We start from the raw sequence: 24,466 nt of genomic DNA, 5'->3' as shown, positions 1-24,466 counted from the left end.
TTTCTTTTAAAAAATTAATTAGCATCCTAAATTAGGGATGCTTTTTTTGTGTAATAAATTACCATTCATTGGTACGGTTAGCATCTAATCGTATAAAAATAAACAGTAACACAGTAAAACCCCAAAGTGCGGAACCTCCGTAGCTAAAAAAAGGCAATGGAATTCCTATAGTTGGTAGTAAACCAGTTACCATTCCTATATTTATAGTGAAATGGACAAAAAATATGGAGGCAATACTGTAGCCATAAATTCTGCTAAATTTTGCTTTTTGACGTTCAGCAACATGAATAATACGTAAGCAAAATGCGATAAATAAAAGTATTATTGCGGCACTTCCTACAAAGCCCCACTCTTCACCAACTGTGCTAAAAATATAATCAGTTTGTTGTTCAGGCACAAAATTTCCTTGAGTACGTTCACCTTGTAAAAATCCTTTTCCAAAAAAGCCGCCTGAAGCAATTGTAGTTACAGATTGATTAGTATTGTACCCAATACTTTTTATATCGGTTGTTTTTCCTAAAAGAATATTAAACCTATCTCTGTGGCGTTGTTCAAAAACATGATTAAAAACAAAATCGACACTAAAAATATAGAAAACAGCAATTAAATATATACCCACTAAACGAAGCCATCCTCTTTTAAAAGCTTTAATTCTATAAAAAATAAAGTATAATAGGATAATTGCAAAAAGTATAGCAGAGGTTAATAGAGTTAATTTGTAACCAAAATAAAGTGTAATTACAAAAAGTGCAGCTGCAACAACTCCTAATAAAACATAGTAAAAAGGTAGGCCTTCTCTATATAAAACAAAGATAAAAGCTGAATATACAAGAGCAGAGCCAGGATCAGGTTGAAGTGTTATAAGAATTGCAGGTAAAAATAAAATTAAAAAAGATTGAAACTGTGTATTCAGTTTTTTTAAATTGAATTGCTTGTCGCTTACCAGTTTTGCAATAGCTAGAGCAGTAGCAGCTTTCGCAAATTCAGAGGGTTGAATACTAATTCCCCCAATACTATACCATGAAATAGCTCCGTTTATATTTTTCCCTAATACAAATAGGCCAACAAGTGATAATAAACTTCCTAAGTAAATTAACGAGGCATATTTTGTGTAAAATTTTGCGTCAAAAATTAATATTAAAATAATTAAAGGAAAACTTAATCCTATCCAAATTAATTGCTTGCCATACTCCGTAGAAAAATTAATTATATTAGTTTGATTTTCAGAAATAGAAGCTGCGTAAATATTTAACCATCCTAAAAAAATGAGAGCTAAATAAATAAGGACTAACACCCAATCAATTCCATAAAAGATATTGTTAGTTCTACTTCTCATTTTCTTCTTCAATTAGTTGCTTATCATATTCGTCTTGCAAACTACCAGTTAACATTCTATTTTCTAAATATGGGCGGTTTGTTTCTCCTTTCAAGTATTTTTCTATCATTAAAGTAGCAATTGGTCCAGCCCAACGTGATCCCCAATAACCATTTTCTACAAAAACAGCAATTGCAATTTTAGGATTATCTTTAGGAGCGAAGGCTATAAAAATAGAATGATCTTGACCGTGAGTATTTTGAGAAGTTCCTGTTTTACCACAAATTTCAATTCCGTTTACTTTAGAGGAATGTGCGGTACCATGTTTTTTTTCAAATACATCAAATAATCCATTAATAACAGGCTCAAAATATTTTTTATCAATAGTTGTTTTATGAATTTCTTTAAATTTTTCAGGAATTGAAGAATCTTGTATTTTTTTTATAATATGTGGTGTGTAATAAAAACCTCTATTAGCGATTGCGGCAGTCATATTTGCAAGCTGAATTGGAGTAGTTAAAATTTCACCTTGACCAATTGCATTAGAGATATTGTAAGTTGCAGTCCAGTTTACATTTGGATACCATCTGTCATAATAGTCACCATCTGGAATAAGACCTTTTTTTCCTACAGCTAAATCGTTATTTAAAAATTTTCCTAAACCAAAACTTGTAACAGCTTTATTCCAAGCATCCATTCCTTCTTTTGCTGTTGGGTATTTTTCTATTATTTTCCTATAAGTTGTAGCAAAATAGGTGTTACACGATCTGTAAATGGCGTTATCTAATCTTACAGGAGCGCCATTTGTTTCACAGTGGCAGCTCATAAATGCGTTTTTTCTATTTCCATAACGGTAACCACCAAAACAATGAACAGTTGAGGAAGGAGTTATAACGCCTTCTTGTAAACCTGCTAATGCAGTCATAATTTTAAAAGGTGATCCTGGTGGATATTGCGCTTGTAAACCTCTGTCTATTAAAGGTTTATTTATGCTATCTAAATATAATTTGGTGAAATTTTTAGATCTATTTCTGCCAACCATTAAGTTAGGATCATAGGTTGGGGAAGAAACTAAAGCTAAAATTTCACCAGTTGAAGGTTCTATAGCTACAATTCCACCTCTTTTATTTTTCATTAAAGCTTCACCATATTGTTGAAGTTTAGTATCAATAGTAATATTAATATCTTTTCCTGGAACAGGTAAAGTATCATAAATACCATCTTTATATGGTCCAATTTCTTTATTAAATCTATTGCGTTGTATAAATTGAACTCCTTTGGTTCCTCTTAATACATTTTCATATGTTTTTTCAACACCTGCAGCGCCAATTAATTCACCAAGCTGATAATAAGGTTTTTGTTTAATAATATTTTCGTTTACTTCGCTAATATAGCCTAACACATTTGGAGCGGAATTTATTGGGTATTTTCTTAATGATCTTTTTTGAATATAAAAACCACGGAATTTGTACATTTTTTCCTGTAAATAAGCATAATCATTTTTAGATACTTCCGCTAAAAAAGTAGAAGGGATTCTAGTAGAATAATGTTTAGCACGATTCAATTTTTTTATAAAATCTTCTTTAGTGATTTTTAGTAAGTTGCAAAACTCAATGGTATCTAATGGTTTAACTTCTCTTGGTATTACCATTATGTCATACGATAATTGATTGGCTACTAACAATACGCCATTTCTATCATAAATATAACCGCGTTCAGGATAACTATATTTTACTTTTACTGCAGAATTATTTTTTATTGGATTGTGGTAGACATTATCTAAAACTTGTAAGTAGAATAGCCTAGTTAAAAATACAAATCCAACTAAAATAATGGAGAAATATAAAAGCCCTTTTCGTTTCATTTGTGTTTTTTAGTAAACAATAAAATTCCAAAAAAACTAATTAATATGGTAAAGATACTTGTTAAAATAGTGTTAGAAATAATGGAACCTATATCCGAAAAATTAAAATAATCTAATAAAAAAACTACAAAAGTATCTAGAAAAGTTAAAATAGAAATAAATAAGAATAACTTGTTTAATGCAAGATTTCGAATATTGAATAGCACATAATCAAAATCTTTTTTTCGCATTACCATTTCTAAAATAGGAAGTCTAAAATATGCAGTAGTTAAAATTGCAGCAGTATGAATACCTCCGGTATCTGAAAAAGTATCAATTAAAATTCCTAGAAAAAAGCTGGTAAGTAAAAGTAAACTTTTGCTTTTTCTTACAGGAAATAAAAATACCCAGCTTATATAAATGAATGGATTTATATACCCAAACAAGTTGATATGATTAAATACAAGTACTTGAAATAAAACAAGTAAAATAAATCGAACAATATTTCTAAAAATCAATTTACTCATAAAGATTGTTTTGTTCTAATGCTTTTTGCTCGTTTTTTTGATAATTGATAATTACTTGAACATAACTTAATGCGCTCATATCATTAAAAAGAGAAATATTAATTTCTTTGTATTGGTTTTTTTCAAATTTAAAATCTTTAATAACTCCAATATTTATACCTTCTGGGAATATTGCTGATTTTCCTCCAGTAATAATGGTATCACCTACTTTAATAATTGCTTGCCTTGGAATATCTGTAATTTGAGCAACATTGTAATCTTTTCCATTCCAGACTAAAGTTCCATAATGAAAACTCTTTTTAAGTCGTACATTAATTCTAGAATTACTATTTAAAATGGATAAGACTGTAGCATAATTTTTAGAAATGTTTTTAATTACACCAATAACTCCTTTGTTATTTATAACGCCTAAATCTATTTTTAAATTTTGTTTAGCTCCTTTGTTTAAGGTTAAAAAATTATTTCTTTTTGAATAGTTGTTGTTAATTATTTTAGCAGAAATATATTGGTATTTTTGATGGTACTTGCTAGTATCAATATGGGTGCTAATTTTATTTATATCTATTTGCTTGTTTTCTTCAATCCAGTTTTTTAAACGAATATTTTCTTCAGATAATCGTTTGTTTTCTGATTTCAGATTTAAGAAATCGGAAATAGAACTTACCTGATTATAAATTCCACCACTTATAAAGTTTGCAGAGTTTATAAATTTACTTTGCTGATAAGAATGATTTTTAATGGTAAGGGTTAATGCAATAATTTCTAAAACTAAAAATAGCAGAAAGTATCTAAATTTTTGAATAAAATAAAATAATTGCTGCATATTATACGATATGAAAATTTATTATTTCATTAAAACATTTTTGAATCTTGTAAGATCTTTCAATGCAATACCTGTTCCTCGAACAACAGCTCTTAACGGGTCTTCGGCTACATAAACAGGTAAGTCCGTTTTTCTAGATAAACGTTTGTCTAAACCTCTAAGCATAGATCCTCCACCTGCTAAATAAATTCCTGTATTATAAATATCTGCCGCTAATTCTGGAGGTGTTTTAGATAGCGTTTCCATAACAGCATCTTCAATTCGTAAAATTGATTTATCTAAAGCTTTTGAAATTTCTCTAAAAGAAACTTGAACTTGTTTAGGTTTACCACTTAACAAATCTCTACCTTGTACTAACATATCTTCTGGAGGACTGTCTAAATCTTCCGTTGCGGCACCAATTTGAATTTTAATTTTTTCAGAAGTTCTTTCTCCAACATATAAATTATGTTGCGTACGCATATAGTAAGCAATATCAGATGTAAATACATCTCCTGCAACCTTCACTGATTTATCACAAACAATTCCTCCCAAAGCAATTACAGCAATTTCAGTAGTTCCACCTCCTATATCAATAATCATATTTCCTTTAGGCTGCATAATATCTATACCAATACCAATAGCCGCTGCCATTGGTTCATGAATTAAATAAATTTCTTTGGCATTCATATGTTCAGCAGAATCAATTACAGCACGTTTTTCTACTTCAGTAATACCAGAAGGAATACAAATTACCATACGTAATGAAGGAGAAAAAAATCGTTTTTTAATAGTAGGAATATTTTTAATAAATTCCTTTATCATTTGCTCAGAAGCTTCAAAATCTGCAATTACACCATCTTTTAAAGGCCTAATGGTTTTTATATTTTCATGAGTTTTTCCTTGCATTAAACTTGCCTTTTTACCAGTAGCAATAATTTTCCCGGTATTTCTATCACGAGCCACAATAGATGGAGCATCAATAATTACTTTACCATCATGAATTATAAGCGTATTGGCAGTACCTAAATCAATCGCTATATCTTCAGTCATGAAGTCGAAAAAACCCATATAATATACTTTTTATTAAATTATTTTTTGAAATATTTCAAAGTTACTAAAATTAGTGTTTAAAATGACGCGTTCCTGTAAATATCATAGACATTTTATTTTTATCACAATAATCAATAGATAATTGGTCTTTAATTGAGCCTCCAGGTTGAATAACAGCATCTACACCAACTTTATGAGCAATTTCTACACAGTCAGGAAAAGGAAAAAATGCATCACTAGCCATTACTGCACCTTTTAAGTCAAATCCAAAATGATTTGCTTTTTCTATCGCTTGATTTAAAGCGTCAACACGACTTGTTTGTCCTGTTCCACTTGCAAAAAGTTGTTTGTTTTTAGCTAGCACTATGGTATTAGATTTGGTATGTTTACAAATTTTAGAGGCAAAAAATAAATCTTCTAATTCTTTTTCAGAAGGATCTTTAATTGTTGCTTTTGTAACAACGCTTTGGTTATCTGTTTTGTTGTCTTTATCTTGAAAAAGAAGTCCGTTTAAAGCTGTTCTGTATTGAACCGTTGGTAATTCAACATCTTTTTGAATTAAAATAATTCTATTTTTTTTGCCTTTTAATATTTCTAAGGCTTCTTTTTCAAATTTTGGCGCAATTACAACTTCGCAAAACAGCTTATGAATTTCGGTTGCAGTAGCTACATCAATTTCTTTATTGGAAATTAAAACACCTCCAAATGCTGAAGTTGGATCGCCAGCCAAAGCATCTATATAGGCTTGTTTTAAATTATTTCTTTGGGCTAAACCACAAGCGTTATTATGTTTTAAAATGGCAAATGTTGGAGCATCATTTTTAAATTCATTCATTAAATTAACTGCAGCATCAACATCTAATAAATTATTGTAGGATAGTTCTTTACCATGAAGTTTTTCAAATAAATCCTCTAAATTTCCATAAAATAATCCTTTTTGATGTGGATTTTCACCATATCGAAGTGTAGAAACAGCATCAAAAGAAGCTCTAAAAGCAGTTTCGTTTTTGTTTAAATAATGAAAAATTGCAGTATCATAATTGCTGGAAATTGCAAATGCTTTTGCTGCAAAATTTTTGCGTTGTTCTAAAGTAATTTCACCATTGTTTTCGGAGATAATTTTTAAGAAATCTTCATATTGATTAATAGAAGAAACGCAACAAACATCTTTAAAGTTTTTAGCTGCTGCACGTATTAAGGATATTCCGCCGATATCAATTTTTTCAATAATATCTTGTTCTGAAGCTCCACTTGCAACAGTTTTTTCAAATGGATATAAATCTACAATTACTATATCTATTTCAGGAATTTCATAGGTTGTAAGTTGTGATAAGTCTTCTGCATTTTCTCGTCTGGCTAAAATTCCTCCAAAAACTTTAGGATGTAATGTTTTAACTCTTCCTCCTAATATGGAAGGGTAAGAGGTTAAATTTTCTACAGGAATAACATTAATTCCTAAATTTTTAATAAAATTTTCAGTTCCTCCAGTTGAGTAAATTTCAACGTTTAAATCTTGAAGTTTTTTAACAATTGGTTCTAATCCATTTTTGTTAAATACTGATATTAAGGCAGTTTTGGCTTTTTTAGTTGTATTCATTAGTGTGTTGTTTGTTTGCGCAAAGCTAATAATAATCAGCAGCTTAAGCAATATCTAAAAGAAGTTAATTTTCTTTAATTTTTTTATTAAAATTATCCACCATTTCACTATAATTTTCCAATTTATTTTTGGATTTATTCTTTTTCAAGTTTGTATTAAGTGAAGCGATTTTTTTACGGACGTATTTTATTGGTTTTTTATTTAACATTGGGTAATTAAGGGTTAATGAAAATACGTGCAAAGATAAACTGCTTAATTAATTTAAAAATTGTTTTAGAGTTAAAATTTTTATATTTTTTGATGTTTTATTCTAATTATCAAAAAGCGTTGCAACTTTTTTGCAAACAAATTCTAAAAAGTCTTCATCTTTATCAGAAAAAGGATTTGTGCTATGCGAATCAATATCAATTTGTCCAATATTTTTTCCATTCACAAAAATAGGAACTACAATTTCACTTTTAACTTGAAAGCCACAAGAAATGTAATTATTTTGTTCAGTAACATCTTGAACTACAAAGTTTTGATTGCTAACTGCTACTTGTCCACAAATTCCTTTTCCAAAAGGAATAATAACATGTTCTGTTGGTTTTCCAGCAAATTCAGCAAGTTTTAATTCGTTTTTATCTCCGTTTTTAAAATAGAATCCAGCCCAATTATAATAATCAACTTCGGCTTTTAACAAATCACAAATAGATTGTAATTTATTGGAGGTTTTCGATTTACTTTCTGTTATAGTAGTAATTGATTTTTTTAATTCAGAAAAGTTCATAGGATTTTGTAGTTTTATGCAAAAATAAAATTCTTTTAAGTGCAAAGTAATAAATCGGTAATTTATTTTTTGATAAAATTTTTTGGTACTTACGCTTTACTTTTTGTTTTGTATGCATGGTATTTACAAAAAAATCAAATAAAAGAGCCTTTTTTTGCTTGTGCTCCAATAACTCAAAATGTAGCTAATGAAACTCAAAAATTGCTGAATCTTGTAGGTTATAATGTTTTAATGCAGCAACATACCAAAGAAGTTTCAATAAATGTTATAGTAAATAATAAACCAGTTGCCAGAATTATTGAAGGTTGTAATGCTATAAGTATTATTATTTTATACATTTCCTTTATAATTGCGTTTAAAGGAAGTTTTAAAAGCACTATTTTATTTATAATAGGCGGAAGTTTGTTAATTTACTATTTTAATATTGTTAGAATAGCTGTAATTTCAATTGCAATTTATGAATATCCTGTTTATGAGAGAACACTGCATGAAGTTGTTTTCCCACTTTTAATTTATGGACTTACATTTTTGCTATGGTTTATTTGGGTTAAAAAAATTGCTTCTTTAAAAAAATGAAAAACGGATTAAAATTTTTGAGTTTAGTTATTTTAGTGTGCTTATTAATAGCTATAAGAGAAATTATTGCTCCGTATTTATATGATCCTTTAGCAAGTTATTTTAAAACCGATTATTTACATGAACCAGTTCCTTCCATAAATTTAGGATTGCTATTAGCTAATATTTTAGTTAGATATGTTTTAAACGGTGCTGTTTCAATTGCTATAATTTATGTTTTGTTTAAAAATGTAAAATTGGTTTGGTTTTCGTTTAAAATATATACACTTGCTTTTATATTTTTCGGTTTGTGTTTAATAACAATTTTAAAATTTAATGGAGGAAATAATTACTTATTACTTTTTTATGTTAGAAGGTTTTTAATTCAACCAATATTAGTATTACTTTTAATTCCAGCTTTTTACCTTCAAAAGTTAAAAAATGATGAAAATTTTAAAAACTAATGGTATTATTAGTTTTTTTTGTATTTTCCCAAAAAATCAAAATAAATTATAAAATTAAAAAAATGAAAAAAATCACAATTGCTTTAGTAGCTATTTTTTCTGTAGCTGTAATTACAATTTCTTGCAATAAGGCTGCAAAAAAAGAAAGCGGAAAGGAAGAAGTTAAAATAGAAAAACAAGAAATGGACAACCATGACGAAATGGCAAATGTTGTATATCAATGTCCAATGGATTGTGAACATGGAAAAACTTACGATAAAGAAGGGAATTGTCCGGTTTGTAACATGAAACTTAGGAGTTTTAAATCGGATGATTTAGATAATAAAACCTCAGCGGATTCTACTGGAGTTAGTAGTGTTATGAATTGCAAAAATTGCAAAGGTAAAATGGCTTGCAAATCCGATGCTATGACTTGCAAAGGTAAAATGAACTGTAAATCTGATATGGCTTGTAAAGGTAAAATGAATTGTAAATCGGAGATGGCAGCGAATAAAAAAACTTGTGCAAAATGCAATACAGATAAAAGTACATGCAAGTGTCAAAATCAAGCAAATATAAGAGCTAAGGAATGTGCAAAATGTAATACGAAAAATTGTAAAGGTAGTTGTAAAGGAAAAGCCTAATTTTCAACATCATAAATATAAAAAAAGACGCTTAATTAAGCGTCTTTTTTATTCTAATTAGGTAAGATAATAAATTCAGTTCTTCTGTTTATTGCGTGTTCGGCATCAGTACATTTAACATTATTTTTACAACGGTTTAAAAGATGCGTTTCTCCAAAACCTGTAGCTTTTATTCTAGCTGGATTAATACCTTTAGATATTAAATAATTTTTTGAAGCATCTGCTCTTTTTTGGGTTAATTCCATATTGTAATTATCTGGTCCGCGACTATCCGTATAATAATTAATTTCCAGTTTAAAATTTGGGTTTTGATTTAAGTTAAATATAATTTTATTGAGTTCTATTTTTGCGTCATTGGTTAGCTCATATTCATCTAATTCAAAGTCTATAGGTTTAGTTTCTATATATTTAACTCCATTTTTTTCTTTAGTTTTTATTATTGGTTCTAAAATTAAGTTCACATTATGAGGTCGTCCAATTTTATTAAAAGTACTAATCGTTTCTTTTGCAGATGTGTAGTTAGATTTGGTAGCGCTTAAAGTATAATTTTTATCACAACTCATTTCAAAAAAAAAGGTTCCATTTGAATCTGAGAAAGTACTTTTTATTACTTTATCCCTATTTAATAGTGTTATTTTTGCTTCTGGTATAGCGTTGTTTGTAATGTTTTCGTTTACTATCCCTTTCAAATATTGAACACAATTTGATTTCTTTTTTAACAACTCTATTTGCACATTTTTAATTCCGTTTAAATTTTTATCAGTAGAAAAAGAAATACTATTTGAGCTGTATTCAGAATTGTTAGCTGTAATTTTATAATTAGTGTCACATATGGTATTGAATGTAAAGGCTCCTTTTTGATTAGTAACTACTGAATTTACAAAAAGGTTGTTTTCTAATAAAGTAACTTTTGTGTTTGGTATAGGTAATTGTGTGTTTTTATCTAAAATAAATCCATTTACAATCTGATCGCATTTTTCATTTTCCAAATAAATATTTAGCGTTTTATCATCTCCTTTTTTTTCAGAGGTAATATGATTTACAGTTGTGGTTTTCATGCCTGCTTTTGAAGCTGCCAAATTGTAAACAACATCGCATTTTACATTAAAAAAATAAGATCCATCAAAATTGGTTTGAAAGGTTTTAATTTTTTGATTTTGATAATATAAAGAAACTAAAGCATTTGGTATAATTTTTTTGGTTTGTTTATCTAGTACTTTTCCTAATACTACTTGAAAACATTGATTTGGTTCTAAAAATAAATCCTTTTTTAAATGAAAATAATCAGGTTGTTTATTTTCAATATAATCTGTTAAAAAATTGTAACTATCTTCTTTATGGTCTGGTTTGCTTGCTATTATTTTATAATTTGTGGTACATTGAAATTTTACTAGGTATTTACCATCATTTTTAACGTTTAGACTTCCAATCTCTATATTGTTTAGGTATAGTTTTAAAGTAGCACTTACAGGCTCAAGAGTTAATTTATTTTTTATTACTCCTGAAATTATTTGCATACATTCTGGTTCTAGGTTGAATGGATGTTTTATGATTTTATTTAATAAATTTGAAGTAGAAAATTTAAATGTATTGTCTATAAAATTTAATTTATTTACAACAATAGAATAATTAGAGTTGCATTTTACTTTGAAATTATAAACACCTACTTCATTTGATTTAGTAGTTTCGATTTTTTCTCCTTTTAAATAAAGTGTTACAGTTGCATTATTGATTATTTTTTTTGAAAATGAATTAGAAATAGTTCCTGTAATAGTTTGATAGCATGCTTTTTCTAATAAAAAATTTTTAAAAATAGGAGTAGCTTTATCTTTTTCTGCTATAAAATCAAATTCCAAATTAAAATAGGAAGCTGCTTTTACTCTGATTTTATATCTTTTATCGCAATTAATTTTAAATGAATATTCTCCATTTTCACTTACACTAACCATTTTAATTTTTTGCCCATTTAAAATTAATGTGATAGATGCATCGGTAATAGGAGTTTTTGTTTCTAAATCTAAAATTTTACCAGAAATGGTAGTTTTACAATTATTAAAGAGGAATGATGTATGTTTTAAATGATTTTTATAAATAGTGGTACTATTAATTTTAATTCCTAGAAAAACTAGCCCAACAATAAAGGGGAATAACGCCGATAGCTTAGTTAATCTCATATTTTTCTTTTAAGTAATTAACAATAATAAATTTTCATTTAAAAATGAAAATAGTAATTGGGGAAAACATGAGGGGAAAGATAAATTATTGATTGGTTAAAGATATAATCAAATTTTTAATGTGTCAAATTTTTAGAGTAAAAGATGCTGATTTATAGTTTATTAATGTTTTTTTTAACAAGAAAATCCGATGGTTAACCATCGGATTTTTAAATATTATGTGTGTGTTTTAGTGAAGTGTATTTTTTACATCATTCCTGGCATTCCACCACCCATTGGAGGCATTCCAGCACCAGCAGGAGTATCTTCTTTAATATCTACTAATGTGCAAGCAGTAGTTAAAATCATACCTGAAACTGAAGCTGCATTTTCTAACGCAATTCTAGTTACTTTGGTAGGATCAATAATTCCTGCTTTTAACATTTTTGTATACTCATCAGTTTTTGCATTGTACCCAAAATCTCCTTTGCCTTCCATTACTTTAGCAACTACTACAGATCCTTCTCCTCCAGCATTTTCAACAATTTGACGTAAAGGTTCTTCAATAGCTCTTGCTAAAATTTTAACACCTGTTAATTCGTCTAAATTATCTGTAGTTAATGTTTTTAATACATCAATTGTTCTAACTAATGCAACTCCACCACCAGAAACAATACCTTCTTCTACCGCTGCGCGCGTTGCGTGTAAAGCATCATCAACTCTGTCTTTTTTCTCTTTCATTTCAACTTCACTAGGTGCTCCAACATATAAAACAGCAACTCCACCAGCTAATTTAGCAAGACGTTCTTGTAATTTTTCTTTGTCGTAATCACTAGTAGTTGTTTCTATTTGAGCTTTAATTTGAGCTACTCTAGCTTTAATGTTTTCATGATTTCCTGCTCCGTTAACAATAGTAGTATTGTCTTTATCAATAGTAACTCTTTCTGCTGTGCCTAACATTTCAAGTGTTGCTTTTTCTAAGGATAAACCTCTTTCTTCAGAAATTACAGTACCACCAGTTAAAATAGCAACATCTTCTAACATTGCTTTTCTTCTATCTCCAAATCCAGGAGCTTTAACAGCTGCAATTTTAAGAGCTCCTCTTAATTTGTTCATCACTAAAGTAGCTAATGCTTCTCCTTCAACATCTTCAGCTATAATTAATAAAGGTTTACCACTTTGTGCAACTGGTTCTAATATTGGTAATAAATCTTTAAGATTTGTTATTTTCTTTTCGAATAATAAAATATAAGGATTTTCTAAATCGGTTAGCATTTTATCAGCATTGGTAACAAAGTAAGGAGATAAATAACCTCTATCAAATTGCATACCTTCAACTATATCTACATAAGTTGAAGTTCCTTTAGCTTCTTCAACGGTTATAACTCCTTCTTTTCCAACCTTTTGGAATGCTTGTGCTATTAAGTCTCCTACAGTTTCATCATTATTAGCGGAAATAGAAGCTACTTGTTTAATTTTATCAGATTTGTTTCCTACTTCTTGAGATTGTTCTTGTAAATTTTTAACGATAGCTTCAACAGCTTTGTCGATTCCTCGTTTTAAATCTAATGGATTTGCACCTGCAGCAACGTTTTTTAGTCCTTCTTTAACAATTGCTTGTGCTAAAACTGTTGCGGTTGTTGTTCCGTCACCAGCTAAATCGTTAGTTCTAGACGCTACTTCTTTTACCATTTGAGCTCCCATATTTTCAAGAGCATCTTCTAATTCAATTTCTTTAGCTACAGTTACTCCATCTTTTGTTATAGCTGGTCCACCAAATGCTTTTCCAATTACAACATTTCTACCTTTTGGGCCTAAAGTTACTTTAACTGCGTTTGCTAAAGCGTCAACCCCACGTTTTAAACCATCACGTGCTTCTATATCGAAAATTATATTTTTTGCCATTTTATTATTTTTTTAAATTAATTAAACTATTGCTAAAATATCAGCTTCTCTCATAATTAAATATTCAGTATCTTCTAAAACAAGTTCGGTTCCAGCATATTTACCAAACAAAACAGTATCGCCAACTTTAACAGTTATAGGCTCATCTTTAGTACCAGGACCTACTGCAATTACAGTTCCTTTTTGTTGTTTTTCTTTTGCTGAATCAGGAATTATAAGTCCTGATGCGGTTGTTGTTTCAGCTTCTAAAGGTTTAATTAAAACTCTATCTGCTAATGGTTTAATATTAATTTTACTCATTTGTAATTAGTTTAAAATTTATTAATTCTGTAAATTAACCTTTCCAAAAGTGTGCCAATACCTTAAACCTGACAAATGTACTTTTAATAGGAAGTGTGTAAAAATAAAAATGCCAACGTGTCATTTACGTTGGCATTTTTAAAGGTATAAGTTTATTTAATTATTTTACAGAATCTTGTAAACTTGTATTTGTTTTTGAATCTACCGGAGTTGCCGGAGTTTCTCTATTTTCAATGGTATTTTTAATTTCTGAACCTTGTTCTGCAGTTCTCTTTTTTGGTGCTGCAAAATTAGAAAGTAAAATTAAAGCAAGTAACACGATAGATAATGTCCAAGTGCTTTTATCTAAAAAGTTTGTAGTATTTTGAACACCACCTAAAGACTGTGTTCCACCACCACCAAATGAAGAAGATAATCCTCCTCCTTTAGGATTTTGTACCATAATAATTAGTATTAGCAATAATGCTACAATAATAATTAAGATTAAAAATAATGTGAAAGTCATGATTTATTTATTTGTAAAATTTTAATTGCTTTTATTCGGTTTGCAAAGAAACTACTTTTTTCTGGATATTTCAAACTTAATATATGATAAGCTTGTATAGCTTTTGTATATTTTTTTTGCTCTAAATAAACTTTTGCTAAAGTTTCAGTCATTAAATTCTCGTCTTCAGCGGTGCTTTCTGTTGAAATATCTATGTTTGACTGCTGTTTTGCAACGGGTTTAATTTTTGGGTTTGCTTTAATAAATTGATCAATAATATTTAATTTGTCTGAAATTTTATCCTCTCTTTGAATAGGTTTCTGGGTACCTAATTTCATCCATTCATTAAAAGTGTGCGGATCTGAGTTCTTAAATTTTATTGGTTTTCCTAATTCTAAAAAGTCGGTTGCTTCACTTTTAGTTTCTAATAATTTTTCATCACTTTTACTTTCAGTATCTAAATCGGTTATGACTTCAGTGTTTTCTGAAAAATTGTTTTGTTCTTCTATTTCTTTTAAAATAGGTTCATTTAAAAATGGTGTTGATGTAATAAATTCAAAAAGTACGTTTCTATCTATGGTATAAGCCGCTGTTTTTTTAAGGGCAGTATTGTATTTGTAGCTTTTTGAATTGTATAATCCTTTTAATTGAATAGCTCTTGCAGATTGAAAAAAAGGAAATTCTTCTGAAATATTTTCTAATTTTTCAAGATCCTGAGAAGTTAAATTGTTAGGATGTTTTATTAAATATGTTAGTTCGGCAGTATTCATTTTAAATTACCATTTAGCAACCGAAGCGTTAAAAATATCTTGTGTAATTCGCTCTAAAATTTCGTTAAAAGCATCGTCTAAAACTCCGCCAGTTAATTGGGCATCAGCTGGGTAATCGTAATAATGAGAAAAAGTTCGTTCAAAATTATCTTCTTCATTTTTATTGTTAAAGAAGCGAACATTTACAGTAATGGTTAATCTATTTTGAGCAGCTGTTTGTTGTGCGGTAGCTGTCATCGGATTTATTTTATACCCCGTAATTTCACCTTCAAATTGTAAATCTCCGCCAGATTTAACTAAGTCTAAATTGGTTTGTTGTAAAAATAAATCTTGTAATCTTGTTGTAAATTCTTGACTTAAACTTGGTTCAACAAGAACTGCATTGTTTGGGAAATAGTCAATTTGTACCGTTTTAACATCCGGATTAATATTAGTTCCTGTAAATGAATATATGCCACAACTTTGTGTAGTAAATGCGCTTAAAATAATAAAGAAAATAGTATATTTTTTCATGTAATGGATTTGTGCAGACACAAATTAATTAAATTCAAAGGTATTAAATTAACTATAAATTATATTGTTTTATTTTTCGATACAAAGTTCTTTCAGAAATACCTAATTCTTTGGCGGCTAACTTTCGTTTTCCGTTATTACGTTCTAACGATTTTTTTATCAACTCAATTTCTTTATCTTCTAATAATAAGCTTTCATCTTCGTCAATAGTTTCTGCGTATTCAAAATTGTGAGAATCTTCATCATTGTCCGATATTCTTACTACTTCAACTTTGTTTTCTTCCTCATGTTTTTTAGAATCTCTGCTATATATTTTTTGAATTAGATGTTTGTTTTCTTCTTTTACTTTTGAAGTGTCATTTGATTGCATTAACTCTAATGTTAACTTTTTTAAATCGTTAATATCGTTTCGCATATCAAACAAAACTTTATACATAATTTCTCGTTCGCTAGCAAAATCGCTAGAACTTTTTTCATGAGAAATTACAGAAGGTAAATTAGTTCCTTTACTTGGTAAATATTGAGCTAATCTTTCGGAATTTACAACTCTATTTTCTTCAACAATAGAGACTTGTTCCGCTATGTTTTTTAATTGACGGATATTGCCTGGAAAGCCATAATTTTCAAGTGTTTTTATGGCGTCATCCGATAATCTGATGGTAGGCATTTTATATTTCTGAGCAAAATCGGAAGCGAATTTTCTAAATAATAAATGAATGTCCCCAATTCGTTCTCGTAAAGGAGGTAAATGAATTTCAATTGTACTTAAGCGATAGTATAAATCTTCTCTAAATTTTCCTTTAGAAATAGCTTCATGTAAGTTTATATTTGTTGCAGCTACCATACGAACGTTAGTTTTTTGAACGTTCGATGAACCAACCTTTATGAATTCGCCATTTTCTAAAACGCGTAATAATCTAACTTGTGTGGTTAATGGTAATTCTCCAACTTCATCTAAAAAAATAGTTCCGCCATCCGCAACTTCAAAATAACCTTTACGGGTTGTAGTTGCGCCTGTAAAAGCACCTTTTTCATGTCCAAAAAGTTCACTATCAATAGTTCCTTCAGGTATAGCGCCACAGTTTACTGCAATATATTTTGCATGTTTTCTATGAGATAAATGATGAATAATTTTAGGAATACTTTCTTTACCAACGCCACTTTCTCCAGTAACTAATACAGAAATATCTGTAGGAGCAACTCTAATCGCTTTTTCTAAGGCTCTATTTAAGTGCATATCGTTTCCGATAATCTCAAAGCGTTGTTTAATATTTTGTAAGTTTTCCATAGTTTATATTTTTTTACCAATTAACGTTGCTGAAGTACAATCTTCAACATATATATTGACAAAATCTCCAACTTTTTCATTCCCTTTTGGAAAAACTACCACTACATTTTGTGAATTTCTTCCTTTCCAATGAGAATCTGATTTTTTAGAAGTTCCTTCAATTAACACTTCCACGGTTTTTCCAACAAACTGTTTTGTTCTATATAAACTGTGTTTTTGTTGTAATTGAATGATGTCATTTAGTCTTCTTTTTTTAACTTCATTTGGGACATCGTCTTCCATATTTTTGCCTGCTGGAGTTCCTGGACGTTCGGAATAAGCAAACATAAACCCAAAATCATATTTAACAAATTCCATTAAGCTAAGAGTTTCTTGGTGTTCTTCTTCTGTTTCACCACAAAAACCAGTAATCATATCTTGCGAAATAGCACAATCTGGTATTATATTTCTTATGTTTTTAATTAAGGTTATGTATTCTTCTCTAGTGTGTTTTCTATTCATTCTTTCTAAAACACTTGTGCTACCAGATTGTACAGGAAGATGAATATATTTACAAATATTATCGTGTTTTGCCATAATATGAATTACATCTAAACTCATATCCTGCGGATTTGATGTAGAGAAACGAAAACGAGTTTTTGGAAATTTTGTAGCAGCTAAATCTAATAATTGAGCAAAATTTATTGCAGTTGCTTTAGCAATTTCAGATGCATTTTTGAAATCTTTTTTTAAGCCACCACCATACCATAAATAGCTGTCAACATTTTGACCCAATAAAGTAACTTCTTTATAATTTGTATCTACTAATTGTTGAATTTCATCTAAAATACTTTTTGGATCACGGCTACGTTCTCTTCCTCGTGTAAATGGAACTACGCAAAACGTACACATATTATCACAACCACGAGTAATAGAAACAAATGCAGAAACTCCATTAGAATTTAAACGAACAGGAGAAACATCTCCATAAGTTTCTTCTTTTGATAATATTACGTTTACCGCATCGCGACCTTCATTAACTTCTTGTAATAAATTAGGTAAATCTCTGTATGCATCAGGTCCAACTACTAAATCTACAATTTTTTCTTCTTCTAAAAACTTAGCTTTTAAACGTTCGGCCATACATCCAAGAACGCCAACTTTCATAGCTGGATTTATTTTTTTTACAGCATTATATTTTTCTAATCGTTTACGAACGGTTTGTTCTGCTTTTTCACGAATAGAGCACGTATTTACCAATACTAAATCAGCTTCTTCTAATAAATGTGTGGTGTTGTATCCTTGTTTTGAAAGAATAGAAGCTACAATTTCGCTATCATTCAAATTCATTTGACAGCCATAACTTTCTATAAATAATTTTTTATTATTTTCGGGTTTATCCACAGTTAAAAGGGCTTGTCCTTGTTTTTTCTCGTCTATTACTTTTTCGCTACCCATATATTTTTATTTGTGTGCAAAGATATAACCAAAAAATCAAAAATATGACATATTGGCAGAATTTTAACAAAGATTTTAAATGTCTATTTTTAATGGATTTTGATCTGAAATTGTACTATTAAAAAAAATCTATATACTTTTGCATTCCAAAAACTCAGAAAGATTAAGCTTAGGATTGTACAGAAATGAGTTGAAAAATAAAATTATGGCAAAAAATTTAGTAATAGTAGAGTCACCTGCAAAGGCAAAAACAATTGAAAAATTTTTAGGTAAAGATTTTCAAGTAGAATCTAGCTTTGGGCATATTGCAGATTTACCTTCTAAAGAAATAGGTATTGATGTGGAAGGTGATTTTAAACCAAAATATTCAGTATCATCTGATAAAAAAGCAGTAGTAAAAAAATTAAAAGATTTAGCAAAAAAAGCAGATACTGTTTGGTTAGCTTCGGATGAGGATAGAGAAGGAGAAGCTATTGCCTGGCATTTATTTGAGCAATTAAAATTAAAAAACGATACTACAAAGCGTATAGTTTTTCATGAAATTACTAAAAATGCCATATTAAAAGCTGTTGAAAATCCACGAGAAATAGATTATAACTTGGTAAATGCACAACAAGCTCGTAGAGTTTTAGATCGTTTGGTTGGTTACGAATTATCTCCAGTTTTATGGCGTAAAATTAAAGGAGGATTATCTGCAGGTAGAGTTCAATCTGTTGCAGTTCGTTTAATTGTAGAAAGAGAACGCGAAATCCAAAATTTTAGACCAACTGCATCTTATAAAGTAGTTGCTGAGTTTTCTACATCTAAAAATAAAAAATTTAAAGCAACCCTTCCAAAAAACTTTGAATCAAAAGAAGATGCTACACAGTTTTTAGAATCCTGTGCAGGCGCTTATTTTAAAGTTGAAGATTTACAAAAAAAACCAGCTAAAAAATCACCGGCAGCACCATTTACAACATCGACTTTGCAACAGGAAGCTTCTAGGAAATTATATTTTCCAGTAGCTAAAACAATGCTAATAGCACAGCGATTATATGAAGCAGGTTTAATTACTTATATGAGAACGGATAGCGTAAATTTATCGGATGACGCTAAAAATGCAGCTAGAGAAGAAATTATCACATCGTATGGAGAAGCTTACAGTAAACCTAGAAATTTCAAAAATAAATCTAAAGGAGCTCAAGAAGCGCATGAGGCAATTAGACCAACAAATATGAGCCAACATACTGTTTCGGTTGATTTTGATCAAAACAGATTGTACGAACTTATTTGGAAAAGAACTATTGCATCACAAATGGCTGAGGCTAAATTAGAGCGAACTATTGCAAAAATATCTAATTCAAATAACTCAAAATTATTTGTTGCAAACGGCGAAATGATAAAATTTGAGGGATTTTTAAAAGTATATTTAGAAGGAACTGATTTAGAAGATGATGAACAAGATGGATTATTGCCAAAATTAACTGTTAACGATTCGGTAAATAATAATTATATAACGGCTACAGAAAGATATACAAAAGCACCTTATAGATATTCAGAAGCTGCATTAGTAAAACGCTTAGAAGAATTAGGAATAGGTCGACCATCAACTTACGCTCCAACTATTTCAACTATTCAAAGAAGAGATTATATTGTTAAAGGAATGATTGAAGGAACGGATAGAAATTATACTCAAATTGTTTTAAAAGATGATGTAATTAAAATCAAAAATTTAACTGAAAAAGTTGGTTCAGATAAAGGAAAATTAATTCCTACAGATATAGGAAATATTGTAAACGACTTTTTAGTAGAAAATTTTTCAGATATACTTAATTATGGGTTTACTGCAAAAGTAGAATCTGAATTTGATGATATTGCAGAAGGAAAAGAGGATTGGAGTAAAATGATTAAGGATTTTTACAAAGCATTTCACCCAATGGTTGAAGATGTAATTGAAAATGCAGAAAGAGCTAAAGGGGAGCGTTTATTAGGAGTAGATAAGGCAAGTGGTAAAAATGTTTATGCAAGGTTAGGTAGATTTGGAGCTATGGTTCAAATAGGTGAAGCTACAGATGATGAAAAACCTAGATTTGCAAGTCTGCAAAATGGACAAACATTACAAAATATAACCTATGAAGAAGCAATGGATTTGTTTAAACTCCCTAAAACTATTGGCGACTTTGAAGGAAATGAAGTAATAGTTGCTAATGGTAGGTTTGGTCCATATATTAAATTTGACAGTATGTTTGTGTCTATACCAAGAGATGAAAACCCTATGGATGTAGATATTAATAGAGCTATTGAATTAATAAAAGAAAAACAAAAAGCAGATGCTCCAATTGCAACATATGAAGATTTACCTGTTCAAAAAGGAGTTGGTAGATTTGGTCCTTTTATAAAGTGGAATAGTACATTTATTAATGTAAATAAAAAATACGATTTTGATAATTTAACCTATGATAATATAGTTGAATTAATAGAAACCAAAAAGCAAAAAGATATTGAAAAAATTCTTCATAACTGGGAAGAAGAAGGTATTAGAGTCGAAAAAGCGCGATGGGGAAGATATAACATTATAAAAGGTAAAGTTAAAATTGAATTGCCAAAAACAGTAGATGCAACTAAACTTACTTTATCTGAAGTTAAAGATATCATAGAAAAAAACACTAAGAAAAAGAAGACAGCAAAGAAAAAAACCACCAAAAAATAATTTTTTTTAAGTATATTGCCCCTTGTAAAAAGACAATTCTAACCCCTAGCAATGAATTTCGAATATCTTAAACCTGTTGACGAAGCTTTATTGGCGCATGCCAAATTGCAAACAAACCAAACTTTTGGGCAAAGCATAGCTGTTTATACGCAACAAAATAATTTTCCTGATTTATCAAATAAGAAAATTGCCATTATAGGTGTTGAAGAAGATAGAGCATCTATAAGTAATTATGGTACAGGATCAAATTTAGACGAAATTCGAAGAGAACTATATAAATTATATCCAGGTAATTGGCCACTACAAGTTGTAGATTTAGGCAATATAATTAAAGGGAATTCTATAAATGATACTTATTTTGCTTTAGGACAAGTGTTAACTGCTTTAATTAAAAAAAATATAATTCCTATAATTATTGGAGGAAGTCAAGATATAACTTACGCAAATTATCGTGCTTATGATGCTTTAGAGCAAACAGTTAATTTGGTAGCAGTAGATAACAAATTTGATTTTGGTCATATTGAAGATGAATTAACATCACAATCTTATTTAAGTAAAATAGTTATGACCGAGCCCAATAATTTGTTTAACTACGCAAATATTGGATATCAAACTTATTTTAATGCTCAAAATGAAATAGATTTAATAGATAGCTTATATTTTGAAGCGTATAGGTTAGGTGAAGTAGCTAATGATATTCAAATTGTTGAACCAATTTTAAGAGATGCAGATGTAGTTAGTATTGACTTATCAGCAGTTAAAAATGCTGATGCACCTGCAAATCAAAACGCCGAACCTAATGGGTTTTCAGGAGCTGAGATTTGTGCAATAGCAAGATATGCAGGTATAAGTGATAAAGTTTCTTCTTTTGGAATTTATGAATACAATGCCAAATATGATATTAAAAATATTACTGCGAAATTAGTTTCACAAATGATTTGGTATTTTATTGAAGGCGTTAATTATAGAGCAAATGACTACCCTTTTGGGCTAATGGACAACTATCAAAAATTTATAGTACCAATAGAAGATCAATTGCTTAATTTTTATAAAAGTAATAAGAGTGGAAGATGGTGGATGGAAATTAATATCACAAAAAATAATAAATTTAAAAGACATGCGTTAATACCTTGTACATATCAAGACTATATTAGTGCTACACAACAGGAAATACCTGATAGATGGCTCAAAACATTGAAAAAAATTGTGTAAATAAAATTAAATAGTTAAAGATTTGACATTTTTTTAAAGTATCAGAATAAATAAAGTATTGTTTTTTTAATTAATTAGTAATAGGTTTGTCAAAAAGGAATAAGAAAATTATTATGAAGAAAATATCCTTGTATATTTTATTAGCATTAATCATAAATAGCTGCGGTTCTAATGACCAAGGTGAATTAATAGGCGTACACTCTAAAAGTAAATGGCATTCTAAAAAACCTGTTGGAATGGCTTATATTCCTGGAGGATCATTTACAATGGGTAAACAAGATGAAGATGTTGCAGGGGCATTAAACTCACCAACAAGAACAGTAACCGTCCGTCCTTTTTATATGGATGAAACAGAAATTACAAATGCTGAGTATAAAGAGTTTGTATTTTGGGTTAGAGATTCTATTGTTCGAACAAAACTTGCTTTACTATCAGAGTTAATGTCTGATGAAAACAATAAAGTATTAGAAGATTATCAATTTAAAAATATTGATACTGCTGATATGACTCCTTATCAAAAGTATATGATGAATAATTATGGTAGTTTAGGAGATGTTAATTCACCATTACAAGGTAGAGCTTTAAATTGGGATACCGATTTAATTTGGAAAACTAGTGAATTTCCTGATGAATATTATGCAGAGGTTATGGACTCCATGTACGTGCCAATTGAGGATAGTTTTGACGGAAGAAGAATGTTAGATACTAAAAAATTAAAATATAAATATGCTTGGTTAGACAGGGATGCAGCTGCTAAAAATAAAGGTGATCGAAAAGACTTTATAAAACAAGAAGTTGTAAATGTATATCCTGATACAACAGTTTGGGTTAAAGACTTTAACTATTCATATAATGACCCTATGCACCAAGATTATTTTTATCATGAAGCATATAATGATTACCCTGTAGTAGGTATTACTTGGAGCCAAGCAAAAGCATTTTGTAGCTGGAGAACCAAAAAGAAAAATGATTTTTTACGTTCAAAAAAACACCCTAGTATTGTTCCAGCTTTTAGATTACCTACAGAAGCAGAATGGGAATATGCAGCGCGTGGAGGCCTTGAATTTTCAACATATCCTTGGGGAGGTCCATATACTACTAGTGATAGAGGATGCTTTTTAGCAAATTTTAAACCAGCTAGAGGAGATTACGCGGTAGATGGAGCTTTATATACGATGGAAGCAAAATCATACAATCCAAATGGTTACGGATTGTATAATATGGCAGGGAATGTATCTGAATGGACTAATACAGCTTATAACGATGATTCATACTACATAGGTTCTACAATGAATCCAAATGTAGAAAACCCTAAAAATCGTAGAAAAGTTATTAGAGGAGGTTCATGGAAAGATGTTGCATACTTTTTAGAGGTAAGTACACGTGATTATGAGTATGCAGATTCAGCAAGAAGTTATATTGGTTTTAGGACAGTCCAAGACTACTTAGGAGCAAATAATGACAAAGAATAAAAAAATTAACAACCCTAAATAAACACAAAAAATCAACATTATGGCACAAACTAGAAATACAAAAAAGTTATTTAACTATGCATACGGTATAGGTGCAGCTATAGTTATTGTAGGAGCATTATTCAAAATTCAACACTGGTCTGGTGGAGGCTTTATGTTAACAATTGGTATGGGAGTGGAAGCAGCCGTGTTTTTTATCTCGGCTTTTGATTCTGTAGAAGAAGATTTAGATTGGTCTTTAGTATATCCTGAATTAACCGCGGGAAAAAGTAGAGATAAAGATAGAAAAGATGCTAGAGAATCTCAAAGCTTACTATCTCAAAAGTTAGATGAAATGCTTAAAGATGCTAAACTAGATGCCACTTTAATGCAAAGTTTAGGACAAAGTATTCAGAACTTTAAAGGGGCAGCTGAAAATATTGCTCCAGCTATTGATTCTATTGCTGCAACAAATAAATATAGCGAACAATTATCCTTAGCTGCAGCTCAAATGGAATCTTTAAATAATTTATATAAAGTACAATTAGATAGCACTGGCAGACAAGCTGAAATTAATCAACAAGTTGTTGAGAACGCTGAAAAATTAAAAGAACAAATGGAATCTATGGCTTCCAATTTATCTTCTTTAAATGGTGTTTATGGAGGAATGTTATCTGCAATGACCAATAAAAGCTAATTAGTTAGTTAAAATTAAA

Annotated in this window: 22 protein-coding genes; 7 read left to right on the top strand and 15 right to left on the bottom strand. The window is 29.4% G+C overall.

The window, feature by feature from the left end:
* Positions 1-58: 58 nt before the first annotated feature.
* From rodA to R3342_RS12470, 7 genes are all read right to left on the bottom strand, one after another.
* Positions 59-1,336, bottom strand: coding sequence for a rod shape-determining protein RodA (gene rodA, locus R3342_RS12500; RefSeq protein ID WP_318940695.1), 1,278 nt, complete (start codon positions 1,334-1,336; stop codon positions 59-61).
* Positions 1,326-3,179 carry a penicillin-binding protein 2 gene (mrdA, locus tag R3342_RS12495; RefSeq protein ID WP_318940694.1) on the bottom strand — a complete coding sequence of 618 codons (1,854 nt, stop codon included), beginning with the start codon at positions 3,177-3,179 and terminating at the stop codon, positions 1,326-1,328. Before mrdA ends, rodA begins: the two co-directional genes overlap by 11 nt.
* Complete coding sequence (mreD, locus tag R3342_RS12490) at positions 3,176-3,685, bottom strand: rod shape-determining protein MreD (protein WP_318940693.1); 510 nt, start codon at positions 3,683-3,685, stop codon at positions 3,176-3,178. Before mreD ends, mrdA begins: the two co-directional genes overlap by 4 nt.
* Complete coding sequence (mreC, locus tag R3342_RS12485) at positions 3,678-4,508, bottom strand: rod shape-determining protein MreC (protein ID WP_318940692.1); 831 nt, start codon at positions 4,506-4,508, stop codon at positions 3,678-3,680. The genes mreD and mreC overlap by 8 nt, the downstream gene beginning before the upstream one ends.
* A gap of 21 nt (positions 4,509-4,529) precedes the next feature.
* Positions 4,530-5,558: a rod shape-determining protein gene (locus R3342_RS12480; protein ID WP_318940691.1), complete on the bottom strand. Its 1,029-nt coding sequence runs from the start codon at positions 5,556-5,558 to the stop codon at positions 4,530-4,532.
* Between the two features lie 52 nt (positions 5,559-5,610).
* Entirely contained in the window at positions 5,611-7,137 is a 1,527-nt protein-coding gene (gene purH, locus R3342_RS12475; protein WP_318940690.1) for a bifunctional phosphoribosylaminoimidazolecarboxamide formyltransferase/IMP cyclohydrolase, read from the bottom strand.
* Positions 7,138-7,447: 310 nt separating this feature from the next.
* Complete coding sequence (locus tag R3342_RS12470; RefSeq protein ID WP_318940689.1) at positions 7,448-7,906, bottom strand: GAF domain-containing protein; 459 nt, start codon at positions 7,904-7,906, stop codon at positions 7,448-7,450.
* A 39-nt stretch (positions 7,907-7,945) separates the two neighbouring features.
* Between R3342_RS12470 and xrtF the strand changes: the two genes are divergently transcribed.
* The 3 genes from xrtF to R3342_RS12455 all read left to right on the top strand — a co-directional run bounded on the left by xrtF (position 7,946) and on the right by R3342_RS12455 (position 9,548).
* The gene (gene xrtF, locus R3342_RS12465; RefSeq protein ID WP_318940688.1) at positions 7,946-8,482 is read left to right on the top strand and encodes an exosortase family protein XrtF; all 537 of its coding nucleotides are present in this window, start codon (positions 7,946-7,948) and stop codon (positions 8,480-8,482) included.
* Entirely contained in the window at positions 8,479-8,925 is a 447-nt protein-coding gene (locus R3342_RS12460; protein WP_318940687.1) for an exosortase F system-associated membrane protein, read from the top strand. Before xrtF ends, R3342_RS12460 begins: the two co-directional genes overlap by 4 nt.
* 62 nt (positions 8,926-8,987) lie before the next feature.
* Positions 8,988-9,548: a heavy metal-binding domain-containing protein gene (locus R3342_RS12455; protein WP_318940686.1), complete on the top strand. Its 561-nt coding sequence runs from the start codon at positions 8,988-8,990 to the stop codon at positions 9,546-9,548.
* Between the two features lie 53 nt (positions 9,549-9,601).
* On the opposite strand, the gene R3342_RS12450 is transcribed toward R3342_RS12455, so the two are convergent.
* The 8 genes from R3342_RS12450 to miaB all read right to left on the bottom strand — a co-directional run bounded on the left by R3342_RS12450 (position 9,602) and on the right by miaB (position 18,398).
* Positions 9,602-11,722 carry a carboxypeptidase regulatory-like domain-containing protein gene (locus R3342_RS12450; protein WP_318940685.1) on the bottom strand — a complete coding sequence of 707 codons (2,121 nt, stop codon included), beginning with the start codon at positions 11,720-11,722 and terminating at the stop codon, positions 9,602-9,604.
* A gap of 246 nt (positions 11,723-11,968) precedes the next feature.
* Entirely contained in the window at positions 11,969-13,606 is a 1,638-nt protein-coding gene (gene groL / locus R3342_RS12445; RefSeq protein ID WP_318940684.1) for a chaperonin GroEL, read from the bottom strand.
* A gap of 21 nt (positions 13,607-13,627) precedes the next feature.
* On the bottom strand, positions 13,628-13,906 hold the full coding sequence (groES, locus tag R3342_RS12440) for a co-chaperone GroES (protein WP_318940683.1): 279 nt from the start codon (positions 13,904-13,906) through the stop codon (positions 13,628-13,630).
* 160 nt (positions 13,907-14,066) lie between these two features.
* Positions 14,067-14,411, bottom strand: a complete 345-nt coding sequence (gene secG / locus R3342_RS12435) for a preprotein translocase subunit SecG (RefSeq protein WP_318940682.1) — start codon at positions 14,409-14,411, stop codon at positions 14,067-14,069.
* On the bottom strand, positions 14,408-15,160 hold the full coding sequence (locus R3342_RS12430) for a hypothetical protein (protein ID WP_318940681.1): 753 nt from the start codon (positions 15,158-15,160) through the stop codon (positions 14,408-14,410). Before R3342_RS12430 ends, secG begins: the two co-directional genes overlap by 4 nt.
* Positions 15,161-15,166: 6 nt before the next feature.
* Complete coding sequence (locus tag R3342_RS12425) at positions 15,167-15,673, bottom strand: LptE family protein (RefSeq protein ID WP_318940680.1); 507 nt, start codon at positions 15,671-15,673, stop codon at positions 15,167-15,169.
* Between the two features lie 52 nt (positions 15,674-15,725).
* Positions 15,726-16,961: a sigma-54 dependent transcriptional regulator gene (locus R3342_RS12420; RefSeq protein ID WP_318940679.1), complete on the bottom strand. Its 1,236-nt coding sequence runs from the start codon at positions 16,959-16,961 to the stop codon at positions 15,726-15,728.
* A 3-nt stretch (positions 16,962-16,964) separates the two neighbouring features.
* A complete protein-coding gene (miaB, locus tag R3342_RS12415) occupies positions 16,965-18,398 on the bottom strand; it encodes a tRNA (N6-isopentenyl adenosine(37)-C2)-methylthiotransferase MiaB (RefSeq protein ID WP_318940677.1) in 1,434 nt (477 codons plus the stop codon).
* A gap of 205 nt (positions 18,399-18,603) precedes the next feature.
* On the opposite strand from miaB, the gene topA reads away from it, so the two are divergent.
* From topA to gldL, 4 genes are all read left to right on the top strand, one after another.
* Positions 18,604-21,087 (top strand): type I DNA topoisomerase, encoded by a 2,484-nt coding sequence (topA, locus tag R3342_RS12410; protein WP_318940676.1) that lies wholly within the window; start codon positions 18,604-18,606, stop codon positions 21,085-21,087.
* A gap of 51 nt (positions 21,088-21,138) precedes the next feature.
* On the top strand, positions 21,139-22,299 hold the full coding sequence (locus R3342_RS12405) for a formimidoylglutamase (protein ID WP_318940674.1): 1,161 nt from the start codon (positions 21,139-21,141) through the stop codon (positions 22,297-22,299).
* Between the two features lie 113 nt (positions 22,300-22,412).
* The gene (gene gldK / locus R3342_RS12400) at positions 22,413-23,771 is read left to right on the top strand and encodes a gliding motility lipoprotein GldK (RefSeq protein ID WP_318940673.1); all 1,359 of its coding nucleotides are present in this window, start codon (positions 22,413-22,415) and stop codon (positions 23,769-23,771) included.
* Positions 23,772-23,811: 40 nt separating this feature from the next.
* On the top strand, positions 23,812-24,447 hold the full coding sequence (gldL, locus tag R3342_RS12395) for a gliding motility protein GldL (protein WP_318940671.1): 636 nt from the start codon (positions 23,812-23,814) through the stop codon (positions 24,445-24,447).
* Positions 24,448-24,466 lie beyond the last annotated feature (19 nt).

Source organism: Lutibacter sp., from assembly GCF_033723435.1.
In the GTDB taxonomy this organism is placed as follows: domain Bacteria; phylum Bacteroidota; class Bacteroidia; order Flavobacteriales; family Flavobacteriaceae; genus Lutibacter.
This window is presented reverse-complemented; position numbering and strand designations above follow the sequence as displayed.